This window comes from Cupriavidus sp. 05N39 (assembly GCF_056397325.1).
In genome coordinates this window covers 23,314-40,567 of the sequence record NZ_JBFTNE010000026.1, presented here as the reverse complement: position 1 = coordinate 40,567, position 17,254 = coordinate 23,314, and the positions used below count along the sequence as shown (strand labels likewise).

General features: G+C 66.6%; 16 protein-coding genes and 1 pseudogene. 12 read left to right on the top strand and 5 right to left on the bottom strand.

What is annotated here, in order from left to right; all coding sequences use genetic code 11:
- Positions 1–59: 59 nt before the first annotated feature.
- Both AC1DN0_RS14600 and AC1DN0_RS14595 read left to right on the top strand, forming a co-directional pair.
- Entirely contained in the window at positions 60–755 is a 696-nt protein-coding gene (locus AC1DN0_RS14600; RefSeq protein ID WP_441633376.1) for a glutathione S-transferase family protein, read from the top strand.
- Between the two features lie 476 nt (positions 756–1,231).
- Positions 1,232–1,822 (top strand): TetR/AcrR family transcriptional regulator, encoded by a 591-nt coding sequence (locus AC1DN0_RS14595; protein WP_477102834.1) that lies wholly within the window; start codon positions 1,232–1,234, stop codon positions 1,820–1,822.
- Between the two features lie 119 nt (positions 1,823–1,941).
- Here the strand turns inward: AC1DN0_RS14595 and AC1DN0_RS14590 are convergent, their stop codons facing one another.
- Entirely contained in the window at positions 1,942–2,823 is an 882-nt protein-coding gene (locus tag AC1DN0_RS14590) for a LysR family transcriptional regulator (RefSeq protein ID WP_441633372.1), read from the bottom strand.
- A 146-nt stretch (positions 2,824–2,969) separates the two neighbouring features.
- On the opposite strand from AC1DN0_RS14590, the gene AC1DN0_RS14585 reads away from it, so the two are divergent.
- The 5 genes from AC1DN0_RS14585 (at position 2,970) to AC1DN0_RS14565 (ending at position 6,899) form a co-directional block, all read left to right on the top strand.
- The gene (locus AC1DN0_RS14585) at positions 2,970–3,392 is read left to right on the top strand and encodes a VOC family protein (protein WP_441633370.1); all 423 of its coding nucleotides are present in this window, start codon (positions 2,970–2,972) and stop codon (positions 3,390–3,392) included.
- Positions 3,393–3,426: 34 nt separating this feature from the next.
- A complete protein-coding gene (locus AC1DN0_RS14580) occupies positions 3,427–4,122 on the top strand; it encodes a fumarylacetoacetate hydrolase family protein (protein WP_441633368.1) in 696 nt (231 codons plus the stop codon).
- A 400-nt stretch (positions 4,123–4,522) separates the two neighbouring features.
- Positions 4,523–5,314, top strand: coding sequence for an HpcH/HpaI aldolase family protein (locus tag AC1DN0_RS14575; protein WP_441633366.1), 792 nt, complete (start codon positions 4,523–4,525; stop codon positions 5,312–5,314).
- 84 nt (positions 5,315–5,398) lie between these two features.
- A complete protein-coding gene (glxR, locus tag AC1DN0_RS14570) occupies positions 5,399–6,289 on the top strand; it encodes a 2-hydroxy-3-oxopropionate reductase (protein ID WP_441633364.1) in 891 nt (296 codons plus the stop codon).
- Between the two features lie 235 nt (positions 6,290–6,524).
- Complete coding sequence (locus AC1DN0_RS14565) at positions 6,525–6,899, top strand: hypothetical protein (protein WP_441633362.1); 375 nt, start codon at positions 6,525–6,527, stop codon at positions 6,897–6,899.
- A 26-nt stretch (positions 6,900–6,925) separates the two neighbouring features.
- Here the strand turns inward: AC1DN0_RS14565 and AC1DN0_RS14560 are convergent, their stop codons facing one another.
- Positions 6,926–7,369 (bottom strand): MarR family winged helix-turn-helix transcriptional regulator, encoded by a 444-nt coding sequence (locus AC1DN0_RS14560; RefSeq protein WP_441633360.1) that lies wholly within the window; start codon positions 7,367–7,369, stop codon positions 6,926–6,928.
- A gap of 127 nt (positions 7,370–7,496) precedes the next feature.
- Here AC1DN0_RS14560 and AC1DN0_RS14555 point away from each other — a divergent pair, with 127 nt between their 5' ends.
- Positions 7,497–9,035: a DHA2 family efflux MFS transporter permease subunit gene (locus AC1DN0_RS14555; RefSeq protein ID WP_441633358.1), complete on the top strand. Its 1,539-nt coding sequence runs from the start codon at positions 7,497–7,499 to the stop codon at positions 9,033–9,035.
- A gap of 7 nt (positions 9,036–9,042) precedes the next feature.
- On the opposite strand, the gene AC1DN0_RS14550 is transcribed toward AC1DN0_RS14555, so the two are convergent.
- The gene (locus AC1DN0_RS14550; protein ID WP_441633356.1) at positions 9,043–9,720 is read right to left on the bottom strand and encodes an alpha/beta hydrolase; all 678 of its coding nucleotides are present in this window, start codon (positions 9,718–9,720) and stop codon (positions 9,043–9,045) included.
- 204 nt (positions 9,721–9,924) lie between these two features.
- Here AC1DN0_RS14550 and AC1DN0_RS14545 point away from each other — a divergent pair, with 204 nt between their 5' ends.
- The gene (locus AC1DN0_RS14545) at positions 9,925–10,290 is read left to right on the top strand and encodes a hypothetical protein (protein WP_441633354.1); all 366 of its coding nucleotides are present in this window, start codon (positions 9,925–9,927) and stop codon (positions 10,288–10,290) included.
- 79 nt (positions 10,291–10,369) lie between these two features.
- A complete protein-coding gene (locus AC1DN0_RS14540) occupies positions 10,370–10,810 on the top strand; it encodes a GFA family protein (RefSeq protein WP_441633352.1) in 441 nt (146 codons plus the stop codon).
- Between the two features lie 51 nt (positions 10,811–10,861).
- Here AC1DN0_RS14540 and AC1DN0_RS14535 read toward each other — a convergent pair whose 3' ends face one another.
- Complete coding sequence (locus AC1DN0_RS14535; RefSeq protein WP_441633350.1) at positions 10,862–11,821, bottom strand: DMT family transporter; 960 nt, start codon at positions 11,819–11,821, stop codon at positions 10,862–10,864.
- Positions 11,822–12,004: 183 nt separating this feature from the next.
- On the opposite strand from AC1DN0_RS14535, the pseudogene AC1DN0_RS14530 reads away from it, so the two are divergent.
- Together AC1DN0_RS14530 and AC1DN0_RS14525 are read left to right on the top strand one after the other, a co-directional pair.
- A pseudogene (locus AC1DN0_RS14530) lies at positions 12,005–12,217 on the top strand (chromate resistance protein ChrB domain-containing protein); the annotation flags it as partial.
- Between the two features lie 56 nt (positions 12,218–12,273).
- Positions 12,274–13,332 (top strand): DMT family transporter, encoded by a 1,059-nt coding sequence (locus tag AC1DN0_RS14525; RefSeq protein WP_441633348.1) that lies wholly within the window; start codon positions 12,274–12,276, stop codon positions 13,330–13,332.
- A gap of 102 nt (positions 13,333–13,434) precedes the next feature.
- Here AC1DN0_RS14525 and AC1DN0_RS14520 read toward each other — a convergent pair whose 3' ends face one another.
- Positions 13,435–17,250 carry a hybrid sensor histidine kinase/response regulator gene (locus AC1DN0_RS14520; protein ID WP_477111306.1) on the bottom strand — a complete coding sequence of 1,272 codons (3,816 nt, stop codon included), beginning with the start codon at positions 17,248–17,250 and terminating at the stop codon, positions 13,435–13,437.
- Positions 17,251–17,254 lie beyond the last annotated feature (4 nt).

The following is a 17,254-nucleotide window of genomic DNA, read 5'->3' as shown; positions in this document are numbered from 1 at the left end:
CAGCCCGCCACGGGCGCCGGCATCCCGGCTGCGGCCGGAACGACAAGGAGGCAACCATCATGGCCCTGACGCTCCATGCTCATCCGCTGTCCTCTTTTTGCCACAAGGTGCTGATCGCGCTTTACGAGAACGGCACGCCGTTTTCCACCCATCTGGTCAACCTTGGCGAGCCGGACTCCCGCGCCGCCTTCCTGGCGCTCTGGCCCATCGGCAAGATGCCGGTCCTGCGCGACGACAGCCGCGGCCTGACAATCCCGGAAAGCACGATCATCATCGAGTATCTCGACCGGCATTACCCCGGCGCGCGCCCGTTGCTGCCCGCCACGGACGACGAGCGCCGCGAGGTTCGGCTATGGGACCGCACCTTCGACCACTACGTGCACATCCCGGTGCAGAAGATCGTGGGCGACCGGCTGCGGGCCGATGGCGAGCGCGATCCGCGCGGCGTCGCGGACGCGCAGGCCACGCTGCGCACTGCCTATGACATGATCGAGCAGCACATGGCGGACAGGACCTGGGTGGCGGGCGAGCATTTCACCCTGGCGGACTGCTCGGCGGAGCCGGCGCTGTTCTATGCGGGCATGGTGATGCCGTTCGCGCAAACGCATCCGCGCCTGGCCGCCTATGCGGAGCGCCTGTGGGGCCGCCCGTCCGTGCAACGTGTCATCGCCGAAGCCCGCCCCTACTTCCACCTGTTCCCGGTCAAGGGCGCCATCCCGGCGCGCTTTCTCCGGGACGAGCCGCCGGTTGCCTGATCTTCCCTGGGGACGCCATTCGATGTCGGCTGCCGCAATAAGACGCGAGTCCGGGAGCCGCGGGCCGGGCAATGCGTCGGCGCGGCCGGCCGGCCGGAGCCGCCTCCCGAGACCGCAAGTGACGTGTGCGACAGGCAGGCCTGCCCAGCGCTAGGCCATGAGCACCGCCCTGGTGCCTAAAGCCGGGATAGGGCCGCAATGGCCCTGCTACTCCGGGCTTTGATCCGCTGCTGTGCTCCTTAATATGCGGGCACGTGTTCTGCGGCGCGTGATCCGTCCCGCTTGCTGACTCTCCGATTTTTCGATTTGCTGGGTGGCGGCGCCTCGTGGGTACCGCCAATTCGTCCTCATCGCCCCGAGTGCGCTCCCGCCGCCCGGGGCGTTTTTTTTTTCGGCGCGGCCTGGTCGGCGCGGCGAGCCGGTATTACGGACCAGGTGGTCTACAATCATGGTTTCCACTCCTGCCGCACGATTCCATGGCACGACCGCGCGAATTCGACGAAGACGAGGTTCTTGACCTGGCGCTCCGGGCATTCTGGGAAAACGGCTACGAGGGGACTTCGCTGGCCGACCTGCTCGAAGCCACCGGCCTGACAAAGTCGAGCCTTTATGGCGCGTTCGTCAACAAGGAGACGCTCTTCAGGAAAGTTCTCGAGCGCTACCATCAGCGCTATCTGGCCTTCCGGCAGGCTGCGCTGGCCGAGCCAACGCCGCGCCGGATCGCCGAGCGATTGCTGCATGGCATGGTCGAACTGCACACTGGCGCGGGCACGCCGCACGGCTGCCTCGAGACCAATGCCGCCCTGGCTTGCTCGCCCGGCAACGAAGCCATACGGGAGGCGCTTGCGTCGAACCGCAACGCCATTTGCGACCTGCTGCGCGATCGGTTCGAAGACGTCCTGGCCAGCGGGAATGGCCAGTTGCCGAAGGGGATGACGGCCGGCGGCGCCGCGCACTACATTGCCACCATCATCCAGGGCATGGCGGTGCGGGCCAAGAGCGGCGCGACGCGAGAGGACCTGCAGGCCGTCGTAGAGGCCACATTGCTGTCCTGGCCCAAGCGCTGAACGCACGCCAGCCTTGCCTGCCGTGGGCCGCGGCAGGCTTCTCGCTGGCCGCGCTTGCGATTGCCTGGATGGCGATGCAGCGCGGCCCGGCATGCATGCTTGCCGAGGAGACCGCCTGATTACACCGGGTCCCGCCAGTGAGCGGTCTCGGCAACGAGCGCATCGATCAGTGCCGCCATGGATGGCCGCTTGAGCGCCGACTGCCGGACCAGCACGCCGATCTCGCGAAAGACCGGTTCGCCCGGCAGCGGTATTTCCACGACGTTGCGCGCTGACTTGAGCGGGACCAGTTCCGCCGGAATGATCGCGCAGCCCAGCCCCTCGCCCACCATCTGCAGGATCACCGCTGGCTCGTCCAGCTCCATGCTCTCGTCCACCCACAGCCGGTGGCGCCGGAGATAGCGGTCCACCAGCTGGCCGCCCATGGAATGCCGGTTGTAGCGGATGAATGGCAACGCCGCCAGCGCCGCCTTCAGCTCGCGCGGCGAGCCGGAGGGCGCGATGCCGACAAAGCGCTCCCGCATCAGCGGCACCCATTTGAGTTCCTGGGGAATGCCAAGCCTGGGCCTGATCAGGACGGCTACGTCAAGCTCGCGGGCATCCACCTGGGTAAGCAACTGGGTGGACATGCCGGGAACGATATTGACGTGCGCCTTGGGAAAGCCGGCGCGCAGGCGCTTCATGGCCTTGGGCAGCAGCGTGGCCTGCACGGTCGAGACGGCGCCAAGATCCAGCGGCGTGGTATCCGGGGCCGAATGCACGCGGCCCTTCATCGACTCATAGAGCTCGACAAAGCGCATGGCCTCCGGAAGCAGCTTGCGGCCCTCCTCGCTCAGTGCGACCGACTTGCCGGCCCGGTCGAACAGGGCGCATCCCAGGTCTTCCTCCAGCCGGCGGATCTGCGTGCTCACAGCGGACTGCGTGAGGGCCAGGCGCGCGCCAGTGGCGGAAAAGGACGAGGTTTCGGCGGCGACCAGGAAGGTACGGAAATAGCGGATCATCCGGTGCGGCTCATGGTCCGATCATGGTTTTATATCGAAAATTTCTATGCTGAGCACAGAAATCATTCGTTTCATATTACGACTTCTGCTGATTACAATCAATGCGGACGCACTGCCGATACCCCCAACCCACAAGAGCCCCTCCCATGAGCGCAACGCCGTTGTTCCACCTGGCTTTTCCCGTCAACGACCTGGCGGAAGCCCGCCGCTTCTACGGCGGACTCCTCGGCTGCCCGGAAGGCCGCAGTTCCGATGCCTGGATCGATTTCAATTTCTACGGCCACCAGGTCGTCGCGCACCTCGCGCCGGAAGAATGCGGCCATCGCGCAACCAGTGCCGTCGATGGCGACGAGGTGCCGGTGCGGCACTTCGGCGCGATCCTGTCCATGGAAGCGTGGGAAGCACTGGCTGACAAGCTGCGCGCCGCTGACACCCGGTTCGTGATCGAGCCGCATGTACGCTTCAAGGGACAGGTTGGCGAGCAGGCCACGATGTTCTTCCTCGATCCGTCGGGCAATGCCCTTGAGTTCAAGGCCTTCGGCGACATCAGCCAGGTCTTTGCAAAGTAACCGCCTCCTCACATACGCCCCCAGGAACCCAGACATGACTGAATTCGTCATCCAGCCCGCCGGGCAGGCGAGCGTCGCCGTGGCCGGCAGCAGCGCCCGCTTCCCCATCCGCCGCGTGTTCTGCGTTGGCCGCAACTATGCGGCGCATGCGCGCGAGATGGGCAATGACCCGGACCGCGAACCGCCGTTCTTCTTCACCAAGCCGGCCGATGCGGTGGTAGCCGCGGAAGGAACCGTGCCCTATCCGCCGCTGACGGACAACCTCCATCATGAAATCGAACTGGTGGTGGCCATCGGCAAGGGTGGCGCCAACATCAAGCCGGAGCAGGCGCTCGAACTGGTGTGGGGCTACGGCGTTGGCGTGGACCTGACGCGCCGCGACCTGCAGGACACCGCCAAGAAGATGAGCCGCCCGTGGGACTGGTCGAAGGGCTTCGACGCCTCCGCCCCGTGCGGTCCGCTACAGCCCGCTGCCAGCATCGGGCACCCCGCCCACGGCCGCGTATGGCTCAAGGTCAATGGCGAGCCCCGCCAGGAAGGCAACCTGAACGAGCAGATCTGGCCCGTGGCGGACGTCATTGCCTACGTATCGCAAAGTGTGACCCTGGCGCCGGGTGACCTGATCTTCACTGGCACGCCGGCTGGCGTCGGCGCGCTGCAGCCGGGCGATGCGGTGACCGCGGGCATCGAAGGCGTCGGCGAGATCGCTTTCCGGATCGGCAAGCGCTGAGGCGAACGCCGCAAGGCCACTCATCGTATTTCCAGGTGCATCCGGGCCCGGTTTCCTGTTCGCGCCCGGCGGATTCCCCGCCGGGCCGTTTCAGCAGCAACAAAACGCTGCGACGGATCGCGGGGATATCCATCCAGGTGCGTCAATGTCGATTTCTTTTAGTAGGACATCCTACGACGAAAACGTCTAAAGCGGCAGGCGGGCGCTATCCGCCCCCAAGCCGGAGCGCCAGCCCCGAGCCGCCGCTAAATTGATAGAAGCAGACGATCATCGCCGACACTTCCCGCCGTCTCTTGACGAAGCGCGTGTAAAGCTTATACTTCCCTCCAAGTTGTACGATAACTTATAAGTTGGCGGCACAGGGCAACCAGCGCCGGACAAACCCATGCGAGGAGAGACAATGCGCGAGAACCGGATTCGGAAAATGTGGGCGGGGGGGCACGCTGTCATCAACGGCTGGCTGTCCATCCCCAGCGGCTTCGCCGCGGAGACCATGGCCCACCAGGGCTGGGATTCACTGACGGTGGACCTGCAGCATGGCGCCGTCGACTACCGCGACGCCATCACCCTGTTCACCGCGATCTCCACCACGGACACCGTGCCCGTGGTACGGGTGCCGTGGAACGAGCCGGGCATCCTGATGAAGGTGCTCGACGCCGGCGCGTACGGTGTCATCTGTCCGATGATCAATACCCGCGAAGACGCGGAACGGTTCGTCGCCGCCACCCACTACCCGCCGCTGGGCACGCGCAGCTTCGGACCGATCCGCGGCTTGCTTTATGGCGGCGCCGACTATCCGGAACACGCCAACGAGACCATCGTCACCTTCGCGATGATCGAGACCATGCAAGGGCTCAACAACCTGGACGACATCCTCTCGGTCCAGGGGCTCGATGCCGTCTATATCGGCCCGTCCGATTTGTCGCTGGCGCTCGGTTGCAGGCCCACCTTCGACGATGTCGACCCGCCCGTTGCGGACGCCATTGCGCATGTGCTTTCGCGCGCCAAGGCCCACGGCGTAGTCGCCGGCATCCACAACGGCGCGCCGGAGGCGGCATTGCGCCGGATCGAACAGGGCTTCCAGTTTGTCACGGTGGGCTCCGATGCGCGGCTGATGGCGGCCGGCGCCAGGCAGGTGGTCACGCAGATGCGTGCCGGGCAAGCCGCCCCGGGGCAGGCATCGGGCTATTGATATCTTTGATTTGCGGTTTGCGATTTGAAACACCGGCATCGCGGCGTACGCGATGCCAGTGCCATGCACTAACGGAGAACAAAAGTGAAGCTTGGATTTATCGGCCTTGGCATCATGGGCACCCCGATGGCGGCGAACCTCATCGCCGGCGGCCACGAAGTCAGCTTGTCCAGCCGCAGCGGCGTGCCGCAAAGCTTGCTGGACAGCGGCGGCGTGGCCTGCGGCAGCGGCAAGGAAGTGGCCGAACGGGCCGACGTGATCTTCCTGATGGTGCCGGACACGCCCCACGTGGAAGCGGCGCTGTTCAACGAGGGCGGCATTGCCGACGGACTGAGCGCCGGCAAGATCGTGGTCGACATGAGTTCGATCTCGCCTATCGCCACCAAGGCATTTGCCAAGCGTATCGACGCGCGCGGCTGCCAGTACCTGGATGCGCCGGTATCGGGCGGCGAGGTCGGCGCGCGCAATGCCACGCTGTCCATCATGGTGGGCGGGCCGGAGGCTACCTTCGAAACGGTACGGCCGCTGTTCGAACTGATGGGCAAGAACATCACGCTGGTGGGCGACAACGGCGCGGGGCAAACCGCCAAGGTCGCCAACCAGATCATCGTGGCGCTGAACATCGAGGCGGTCGCCGAAGCGCTGCTGTTCGCGTCCAAGGCGGGCGCGGACCCGGCGCGCGTGCGCCAGGCGCTGATGGGCGGCTTTGCCTCCTCCAAGGTGCTGGAAGTGCATGGCGAACGCATGATCAAGCGCACGTTCGAACCGGGTTTCCGCATCGGGCTGCACCAGAAGGACCTGAACCTTGCGCTGTCGAACGCCCGGGAGATGGGGCTGTCGCTGCCGAATACCGCCACCTGCCAGGAATTGTTCAATGCGTGCACAAGCCATGGTGGCGCGGGCTGGGATCATTCGGGGCTGGTCAGGGCGCTTGAGCTGATGGCCAACCATGAAGTCGCCCCCAAGCAAGGCTGAAGCCCCCGCAGCAACCATGCGATCCGGACCGGATTCCACGCCGACCGGATCGCAGGCATCGCGTTGCGGCAGGCGCAGGCAGCATCGGTGGTGAACGGTTGGTGCAAGGCAAAATGCGGTGCCGTGCAAATACGGAAATTTCCGAAGGGCGAGCGACCGCATACGCAGTATGCTTTTGCGAGCCCGCCACTCTCGCGTTGGAGCAGGCGGACCTCCACACTATGAGGAGCTTGCATTGCGTCCCACCGACCGAGCCGGTCCCAAGCCGATCGCCAGCGCCGGCAGTCCGACTGATCCGCCCTTCGTCTTCAGCACGCTAAGCGATCTCATCGCCGAAGTGCTCAGCCTGAGCCGTCCCGCCGAACCCGGGGATCCGCCCCGCGTAGCCGAACTGACCGCCCAGATCGATGCGCTGAACCGCAGCCTCGGCGAGCGCATGGCGAACGGCTGCGCCGAATTGCAGAGTGTCAGCGCCGGCCTGGACAGCGTGCTGCAGCTAGCGGAGTTGCAGAGCGAGAAAGCCGAAGAAGCCTATGGCTTGTACTGCCTGCTGAAGCTGCTGAAGCTGCAGCTGGATGACGCGGTGGAAGACATGCACCGGCTGCTTTGAGCGATGCATCGTACGCGCCCTTCCCGTCAGCGATCGACAATCGTGCCGAGATTGACCCGCACGCGCTGGAGCAAGCGGATCAACTGCTCCCGCTCCTGCGCGCTGAGCCCTGCCAGCGCTTCCTCGGCAACCTCATCCCCGACCCGGCGCGCCTTGTCCAGTGCCTTCTCCGCCTTGGGCGTCATGCGCACCACCCGTTCCCTGCGGTCCGCGGGGTTCGGCAGCCGTTCGATCCAGCCGCCCTCTTCCATCCGGTCCAGCAGGCGGCCAGCCGAGATCGGCGCGACTTCAAGCAAGTCGGCCAGCCGCACCTGGTTGACTTCACCGTAGTGCGACAGGTAGGCGAGCGCGCGGCATTGCGCCCTGGTGAGATCAAGGGACGACTTCGCCAGGTCGTCGAAGCGCTTGCCGCTGAGCCGGCCGACGTCCGAGACCAGGAAGCCAAAGCGTTTTTCCAGTTTCGTTTCCATGGCGCGATTGTACAAACATCTACCTCCGTGGACGCGGTACCGCCAGCGAAAACCGCCTTGCCATGCCTTGTGGCGTCCGTATAATAAGCATGCTTATCATATCCCCGTCCACCAGCCTGCCTTATCCATGTCATCCGAAGCGGTAGCAGGGCGCGTAGCGATGCCGCTCAACCGGCCCATGATCACCATCTCGATCATGGCCGCCACCCTGATCCAGACACTAGACAGCACCATCGCCAATGTGGCGCTGCCGCATATGCAAGGCAGCCTGTCGGCATCGCAGGATGAAATCACATGGGTGCTGACCTCGTACATCGTCGCTGCCGCGATCGCCACGCCGCTGACCGGCTGGCTGTCCGACCGGCTCAGTGTGAAGCGCCTGCTGGCCGTCTCGATCACGGGCTTCACCATCGCTTCCGCGTTCTGCGGGCTCTCGGACACACTCGCGCAGATCGTGGCCTCCCGGCTGCTGCAAGGCATCTTCGGGGCGTCGCTGGTACCGCTGTCGCAATCGATCCTGCTGGACATCAATCCCCGCGAAAAGCAGGGACAGGCGATGGCGGTCTGGGGAATGGGGGTGATGGTGGGCCCGATCCTCGGCCCGACGCTGGGTGGCTGGCTCACCGACAGCTATAACTGGCGATGGGTGTTCTTCATCAACGTGCCGATTGGCGCCTTCGCGCTGTTTGGCGTGCTGTCGTTCCTGCCCGCCAGGGCGGCGGAGCGGGCGGTGAAGTTCGATGCCTTCGGCTTTATCACGCTTGGCCTGGCGATCGGCGCGCTGCAGGCCATGCTGGACCGCGGCGAGCAGCTGGACTGGTTTGGCTCGCTGGAGATCCGGATCGAAGCCATCCTGGCCGGAGTGAGTTTCCTCTACTTCCTCGCGCACACCGCCACCGCCGGGCCAAAGTCGTTTTTCCGCTACCAGTTGCTGAAGGACCGCAACTTCGCCACCGGCGCCTGCTTTATCTTCGTGATCGGCGCGGTCATGTACGCCACCCGTGCGCTGCTGCCGCCGATGTTGCAGAACCTGATGGGCTATCCCGTCGCCACCACCGGACTGGTCACCGCGCCAAGCGGCGCGGGCACCATGCTTTCAATGCTGCTGGCCGGACGCCTGCTCAAGCGCATCGACGCGCGCGTGCTGCTGCTGTCGGGCTTCCTGATCTCCGCCTTCGCGCTGTGGCAGATGATGCAATATACCGTCGTGCTGTCGGTCTCCGACATCGTCTGGCCCGGCATCATCCAGGGCTTCGGGCTGGGGCTGGTGTTCGTGCCGCTCAGCGCGCTGACATTCTCCACGCTCGCCCCGGAGCTGCGCGCGGACGGCACCGCCACCTACAGCCTGATGCGCAATATCGGCAGCAGTATCGGCATCTCCGTCATCCAGACCTTGATGACGCGCAACACACAGGTTGCCCACGCCGACCTGGCTGCCAATGTGAGCGTGTACAACCCGGCCATGCAGGCGCTGCTGGCAAGCGGCTCGCGCTACGACCTGGCCATGCTCAACCAGTCGATCAACCAGCAGGCTTCGATGATCGCCTACCTCAACGATTTCAAGGTCATGTTCCTCGCGACCCTGCTGGTGGTGCCGCTGATCCTGCTGATCAGGCCCACGCACCATGCCGGCGGCGACGCGGTCGCGCATGCGGCCATGGACTGACGCACGGCTAGCCGGCCGCCCTGCCCAGCCTCTGCCGGTGGTCCAGGTACTCCGCCACGGCGCGCTGGAACACGGGCAGCTTGCCGGTGAAGAAGTGGTTGGCGCCGGGCACCACCACAACGGGCAACTCCTGCGGGCGCGCCCAGTCGAACACGGCTTGCAGCGGTACGTTGGTGTCCAGTTCGCCGTGGATGACGAAGGTATCGGCAGGCACCGCGGGGGTGTCGTAATTGCGGCCGCCGGCGGCCGGGCCTGCCGGCATGCCGGCCAGGATCAGGTGTGCGATCTGTTCGCCGTCCTCCAGCAACTGCTTTGCCACGCGCGTCTGCACATAGGCGCCGAATGAGAAGCCGGCCAGCGCCAGCGGCAGGTCCGGGTGCGCCTGCCTGAGATGCCGGACGGCCAGAAGCATGTCATCCGTCTCGCCCTGCCCTGCGTCGTGACTGCCCTGCGTACCGCCCACGCCCCGGAAGTTGGGCCGCACGGCCAGATAGCCGCGCGCCTGGAAGATCCTGGCCAGCGCCACCGGAATCTTGTGCTCGGCGCTGCCGCCAAGCAGAGGATGCGGGTGCGCGATCACCGCGATGCCGGCAGGAGGCCCTTGCGGCGAATCCGCCAGGGCCTCGATGCGGCCGGCGGCGCCATCGAACCAGATGCGATTGTCTGAGGGAGAAAGCGAAGACATAGGGTATGGGAGGTAAGGCACAGGCAGTGGCAAGGCGAGCCGGTCAGCGCTGACGCCAGGGCTGCGGCCGCGAAGCCGCATTGTAATGCCGGGGGAGCGCGCGTGACAGACGGCGGCATGGAGGAGGATTCACCCACGGCCGCCGGTGCCTATACTCGTTGCACCACATCTGCGGCCGTCCGGCACCGCTCAGGAGGACATCTCATGGCTGCCCCTGCCCCCGATCCCGCGCCAGCCGCAAAGGCGGCAAGCGTGGCGCCCCAGGTCGTGCCGGCGGGCTACCGGCAAGGCATCATCACCGCCATCACGGTATTGCTTGGCTTCTCGCTGGCGTTCTGGCGCTTCTGGGGCTTCGAGAGCCCCGGCCGCTGGAGCACCCAGGCACTGCTCGCCGCCGCCTCGCTGCTGGCCGCCGTGTGCCTGCAGATCGTTGCCCTGTTCCGCTCGCTGCGGGTGGAGGATGACCAGGTGCCGGAATACCGCAAGACGGTGCGCTGGTTCATCGCCTCGGCGGTCGTGCTGCTGATCGGATTGTTCGGCGCCATGCTTGACGCGGCCATCACGGGATGACCGCGCGCCGGCGCCAGGCAGCCCGGCCCGGCGCCAAGTAGAATGCTCCTCGTCATTCAAAAGACAGGAGACAATGCCCATGACAATCCCCGCTACGTTGGAGTGCCTTTGCGGCCAGGTCCAGCTTCGTATTAGCGGAGCGCCGGTGGCCAGGGCCAATTGCCATTGCCAGGCTTGCCGGGATTTCTATGCGACGCCGGTATTTGCCGCCACGGCCTGGGAGCCGGCGCAAGTACTGGTGGAACGCGGCGCCGAGCACCTGGCCACGTACCACCACAGAACGCGGCAACTCGAGCGCCAGTTCTGCCGGCAGTGCGGCGAGACGCTGGTCGGCACCAACCGGCTTGGCATGTCGGTCATTCCCAACAGCCTCTTCGCGCGGGCAAGTGGCGGCGCGCTGCCGGAGGCCCTGCAACCGGCCATGCACCTGTTCTACCGGCATCGCGTGGTGGACGTGGAGGATCAGTTGCCGAAGTTCCTGGACGGATGGGATGGCCCGCTGCACAAGGCAGGGTTCTGAGCCGCCCGGCAAGCTCGCTCTCACTGAGGCTGCAGATGTACGACGGGTTGGTCACGCGCGGCCCGTCGGCGTTGCAGGCTTTGCGCCGGCGGGGCGCTCCCGCGCGGGCATCGTCATGGCAGCGACGCCGGCAACCACGCACGCCAGGCCGGCCCATGCCCCGGCCGTAAGCGACTCGCCGAGAAACACGATGCCGATGGCGACGCCGATCGGCACGCGCAGATAGGCTTGCGCCGTGGTTCCCACAGGACCCAGTGTGCGCACCAGGCGAAAGTAGATGACAAAAGCCAGCGCGGTGGAAAAAACCGATAGCGCCAGCAAGGCGGCCAGCGACGACATTGACGGATGCAGCGTCCAGGGCCGGTCCATGACCAGGCTTGCCGGCACCAGCAATGCCGCCCCCACGATCATCGAACCGGCCGCGGGCGCCGCCGGCGCCAGGTCCCTGAACGAGCGGCCGTAGATGGCCGCGCCGGCATAGCAGGCGGTGGCGGCAACAATGGCGAGTTGCGGCAACAACTGTTGCCCGAGGCCGCCCAGCACGCTGGTGCCGACGATCATGCAAATGCCCGCGAGCCCGGCGATCACGCCGAACAGCTTGCGCGCCGCGATGCGTTCGTGGCGGGTGACCAGCCAGGTTCCCAGCACGGCCATCACCGGCGAGGCGGCGTTCAGGATCGTCGCCAGGCCGGCCGGAACCGACTGCTCGGCCCAGGCGATGAGCGTAAAGGGCACCACGCTGTTCAGCATGGCCTGCACGGCAAAGCGGCGCCAGGTTCCAGCATCACGCGGCATCGGCATGCCCCTGGCGGCCATCCAGGCCACCAGCAGCGCGCCGGCGATCAGTGTTCTTGCCGCGATCAGCGTCACCGGGGGAATCGTGGCAACGCCGAGCCGGATAAAGGTGTAGGACGCGCCCCATAGCGTGGACAAGGCCAGCAGCAGCGCCAGGTCCGGCGCGGGCCCGCTGGCGTGGGCCGCGCGCGCATCCGCGGTGGGGTTGGCTGGCATGCGGTTCTCCCGGGGAAGGCATCGCAACCATTGTGGGCATGCGACGCGGGCGAACGTTTCAGCGTGTGCTGAACAATGGATTGCAAGCCATGCACCGGCGCGGTCATCGGGCAGCCCTTGGCGAAGTTACGCTATCACCACAAATCCATCCAGAGCCAGTATCAGCGAGCGCGCGGATCGCATATGCGCGGGGCGGATATCTCGCGGCTGGACCTCACTGCGCAATCGGCGGGGCTATATGCCATCTCGCGGGGCCTGTCGCACGTGTTCGCCGACGATCACGAGATGCTCGCGCACGGCATGGTGATGTATGACGCCCTTTTCGCCTGGTGCCTGCACTGCCAGGCGGAAGAACATCGCTGGTCGCCGGTCATGCCTGCCCAGGACACGCCCTGACGCGGCCTGGCCGGGCGACAATACGTTAACAACCAACCAGCCAGTGCCATACGCCCATGTCCCTGCGCACCGCCGCCCCCGCCCTGGCCTCCGCGCTGCTGTTCGGGGCAAGCACGCCACTTGCCAAAGCCCTGGCCGGATCCGTCCCGCCCTTGCTGTTGGCGGGCTTGCTTTACCTGGGCAGCGGCCTGGGTCTTGGCCTGCTGCTGGTGCTGCGGCGCATCGGGATGGGCTCCGGCAATGCCGGTACCCAGATGCCTGGCATTCCGCGCCGGGAAATGCCGTGGCTGCTGGGCGCCATCCTCGCCGGCGGCATGGCCGGGCCGGCCTTGCTGATGAGCGGCCTGGCCGGAACTAGCGCGGCGTCGGCTTCCCTGCTGCTGAACGTGGAAGGCGTGTTCACCGCGCTGATCGCCTGGGTGGTCTTCAGGGAGAATGCCAGCCGCCCGATCGTGATCGGCATGGCCGCCATCGTTGCCGGCGGCTTGCTGCTGTCCTGGCAGCCGGGCCGCCTGCCATTGTCAGCCGGCGCCTTGCTCATCATCGGTGCGTGTCTGTGCTGGGCCATCGACAATAACCTCACGCGCAAGGTGTCGAGCAACGACGCCGTGTTGATCGCCTGCATCAAGGGCTTGGCGGCCGGTCTCTGCAACACGGGGCTGGCCCTTGCCACCGGCGCCCGGTTGCCGGCGCTGCCCGCGCTGGGCGCGGCCATGGCCATCGGGTTCCTCGGGTACGGCGTCAGCCTGGCGCTCTTTGTCATCGCGTTGCGGCTGCTGGGTACCGCCCGCACAGGTGCCTATTTTTCCGTGGCGCCGCTGTTCGGCGTGGCGATTTCACTGGCCATGTGGCCCGAGCCGCCACATGTGGTGTTCTACGCGGCGGCCTTGCTGATGGCGCTGGGTGTCTGGCTGCACCTGCGCGAGCATCACGAGCACGAGCACACCCACGAGCCGCTCGAACACAGCCACACGCATCGCCACGATGCGCATCACCAGCATGAACACGACTTCCCCTGGGACGGGCGGGAGCCGCACCGGCACCTGCACCGGCATGCCCCCCTGGTCCACAGGCATCCGCACTATCCGGATATCCATCACAGGCATTCGCACTGACGCCGCCTGCGCGAACGCGCGGCACCGCGAGATCTGGCTGCGCGCCGCCGATGGCTATGTCGTGGCGATCGCGAGCCAGTATGGCAATCCCGGCCCGGCGGCCTAGCCGCCAAGGGTTTCCAGTGCCCCCTGATAGTCGTAGCAATCCAGTTGCGCCTGCAGGCGCTTGCACGCGTCGGCAGACAGGCCGCGGGCAATGACGTCGCGGTAGCGGGCGAACGTGTTGTTGGCCTCGCTATCGGCCCCCTCCAGTTGTCCGCGTAGTGCTTCCAGGACGGCAGCCAGCGCGGCATCCTGGCGATCGGGGCCGGCCGCCGGCACGGCGCCGGGCTGGGGTGAAGCGTCCTGAGCCGGCAAGTGCGCGCGCAGGACATCGAGCAACGGCAGCAAGGCCGCGCGCAGGACAGCCAGCAGTTTGACGGAATCCGGGCGCCCGGGCGCGGTCGGCAGCAACAAGCTCGCCTCCAGCGTAGCCGCGGCGGAGGAAAGCGCCATGGCGCCAAGATTGGCGGCCAGTCCCTTGAGCGAATGGGCCAGCGACAAGGCGCCGTCACGGTCGCCCCGGGCCATGCGCTCGCCGATGCGGTCCGGCATGTCGGCATAGCCCGCGGCGAAGCGTTCGAGCAACTGGCCATAGACCTCCACGCGGCCACTCACACGCCCCAGGCCGCCGTTCACGTCCAGGTGCGGGGAGGCCGCCAGCGCGTCGACCCAGGCCGGCCGGGCAACGGCTTGCGGCGCCGGATCTCCGCCACCGGGAACCGACAGCCATTGGCGCAGGGTGGCATAGAAGGCCGCCGGAATGATCGGCTTGGCGATATGGTCGTTCATGCCCGCCGCCAGGCAACGCGCCCGGTCTTCCGGCAGCGCATTGGCCGTCATGGCGATCACCGGCAAGCTCGCGAAACCCGGCAGCCCCCGGATGCGCCTGGTGGCTTCGAACCCGTCCATCACGGGCATCTGCACATCCATCAGGACAAGATCGTAGGCACCGGCCTGGACCTGGTTCAGCGCAATGGCACCGTTCTCCGCCACGTCCGGGTAGATCCCCGCGGCCTGCAGCAAGTGAACCGCAACCTCCCGGTTGATGTCGTTGTCCTCCACCAGCAACACCCGTGCGCTGGGCAAGGAGAGCATCGCGTCCGGCGCGCTCTCCCGCGCCTCGGCGGCGTCCTCCGGGGCATCCTCGTCGGCGGCCAGCGTGCGCACGGTCGCCTCCAGCAAGATCGAGGCGCTCACCGGCTTGATCAGGGTCGCATCGAAGCCGGAGCGCTCGCCTTCGCGCAAGACTTCCTCGCGGCCGTGCGCGGTGATCATGACCCGGCGGGGACGCGGGTGGCGCAGGCGCATGGCATCGATATGGCGGGCGGTCTCGATGCCGTCGAGACCAGGCATCTTCCAGTCGATGAACACGGCCTGGTACGGGTCGGCGGCCTCGTCAGCCAACGCGATTTTCGCCAGCGCGGCCCGGCCGGAGGCGGCCTCGTCCACGCGGAAGCCAAAGTTGCGCAGCATGGAGATGACGACCTGGCGCGCGTAGTCGTGATCGTCCGCCACCAGCAGACGGCAGCCGGCAAGCTGCGGTGCGACCATGGCACGGGCAGGCCGCTTCTTTCCTGCCTGCAGGTCGAGTTCGAACCAGAAGGTGCTGCCCTGGCCAGGGGTGCTGTCCACCCCCAGCGTGCCGCCCATCAGTTCCACCAGGCGGCGGCAGATGGCCAGGCCGAGGCCGCTGCCGCCGTAGCGGCGCGTGGTCGAGGCATCGGCCTGCTCGAAGCTCTGGAACAGGCGGGAGTGCGTGGCCGCATCGATGCCGATGCCGGTGTCGCGCACTTCGAAGCGCAGGCGGATGCGGGGCTGGGATTCGCCGGCGCCGCGGCGTTCGACGCGGATGACAATTTCGCCCTGATGGGTGAACTTGACCGCGTTGTTGGCGAAATTGATCAGGATCTGCCTGAGCCGAAGCGGATCGCCGCGCAACGAGTCCGGCACGTCCGGGGCGACTTCGACGATCAGTTCGAGATGCTTGGCGACGGCGCGCTCGGCCACCAGGTCGCTCACCGTGCGCAACATCCGTTCCAGCGAAAAATCGATCCGCTCGATTTCCAGCTTGCCGGCTTCGATCTTCGACAGGTCGAGAATGTCATCGATGATCTCCAGCAGATGCTGCCCGGAATGCTGGATCTTTTCCAGGTAGCCGCGTTGCTTCTCATCGAGCCGCGTGCGCAGCGCCAGGTGCGCCATGCCGATCACCGCGTTCATCGGGGTACGGATTTCATGGCTCATATTGGCCAGGAAGCTGGCCTTGGCATGGGCGGCGCTCTCGGCGGCCTGCTTGGCGACGACCAGCTCGGCATTGGCCTGGGCCAGTTCCCAGGTCCGCTCTTCGACCCGGCCTTCCAGCGTCTGGGACAGCGATTTCAGGCGGTGATTGGCCTCCACCTGCTCCGTGATATCGATGCCCACGGCACCGACCCCCACCACTTCGCCGGTGTGCGGGTCACGCACGGGAAAGCGCATCATCTGCAGCTGGCGCTCGCCAAGCGGTGTCTGCATGGCGTAGATGTGCTCCTCTGCCTTGCCCGAGGACATCACGCGCTCTTCCATCTCCCAGCGCGCCCGGGCTTCGTCCGCTGCCGTGTTGAACTCCCAGGTAGCCTTGCCCAGCACGTCGGCCTCGCTCGCTCCCAACAGGGCTTGCGTGGTCGGATTGGCGGCAAGCATGACGTGCTGGCGGTCCTTGAGCGACATGATCGCGGGCGAATGCTCGAGCATGGCGCGCATCCTCTCCTCGCTTTGGGCCAGGAGCCGGCCCTCCCGCCGCAGGATCCAGGTGGCGATGGCGATCAGCAGCAGGATGATGGCGGTCAGCGCCACCACGACATTTCGCGTGAACAGATAGGAGGAGAACGCCTCGCCCATCTCCTGCTCCACGATCAGCCCCACCTCCAGGCCGGGGATCCACCTGGCCGCGCCCGCGACCCGTTCGCCGCGGAAGTCCGGATAGTCGAAGGCAAGCACCGGCGCGCGGTCGCGCAGCACGCTCCCGGCGACCAGGGTCAGCGGGCCGTCCTGCTGGCCGCTCCCCCCGGCCTTGCCTGGCTGCAGAGGCACCCGGGCAGCGATATTGAGCATGGACGACGTATTCCGTGCCAGCCTGCCCGTTGCCGCCAGCTCGCGCGTGAAGCGGCTGGGAGAGGCCAGCCTGGCCTGGCTGTCGATGGCGTACAACTCGCCGGTACGGGCAAAGCGACCCGCTTCGATGATCGGCAGCATCACAGCGCGGGGATCCACCCGCAGGCACAACACGCCGATGTTGTGTCCCGCGTCGGACAGGCGGGCGCACACCACCTGGAACGGCAAGTCGGCCAGCGCGCCCGATGCGTCACGGGTTGGCTCCGGGGCCGGATAAGGGGGCGAGACCGCGCTGCCCTCCTCCAGCGCCCGCCTGGCGGTCCTGGCGGATTCCGGCAACAACGGGAGGCCGATGCGGCTGGGCAGTTCCGATGCGACGATCTGGAGTGCCGGCGTGGCCAGGGCAAAGCCCAGGTAGCCATTGCTCTGGTAGAGCGGCGTCGCCCATCGCTCAAACCTGGCCGCCGCCTCGCGGTCCGGCGACGGCTGGCCTTGCGCGGATAGCAACGGCCGCGCGAGCCTGAGCCCCTCCGCCATGCGCGCTATCGTTCCCGCCCGCCGCTGCTGTTCTCCGCTCCACAGCCCCAGCAGGCGCGCGTTGGCCGCCAGGGTCGACTCCATGCGCGCGCCCAGGATGGCGCGGTTATTCTCGTACACCAGGTGGATGGCGCCGCCGGAAAGCAGGCAGACCGCCAGCATGAGGAGCACGGGGCACACATAGCGCCAGGCACCGGGACGCATCCCCCGCTTGCGCCAGCCAGGCAGGGAATCAGAGACAGCCATGGCG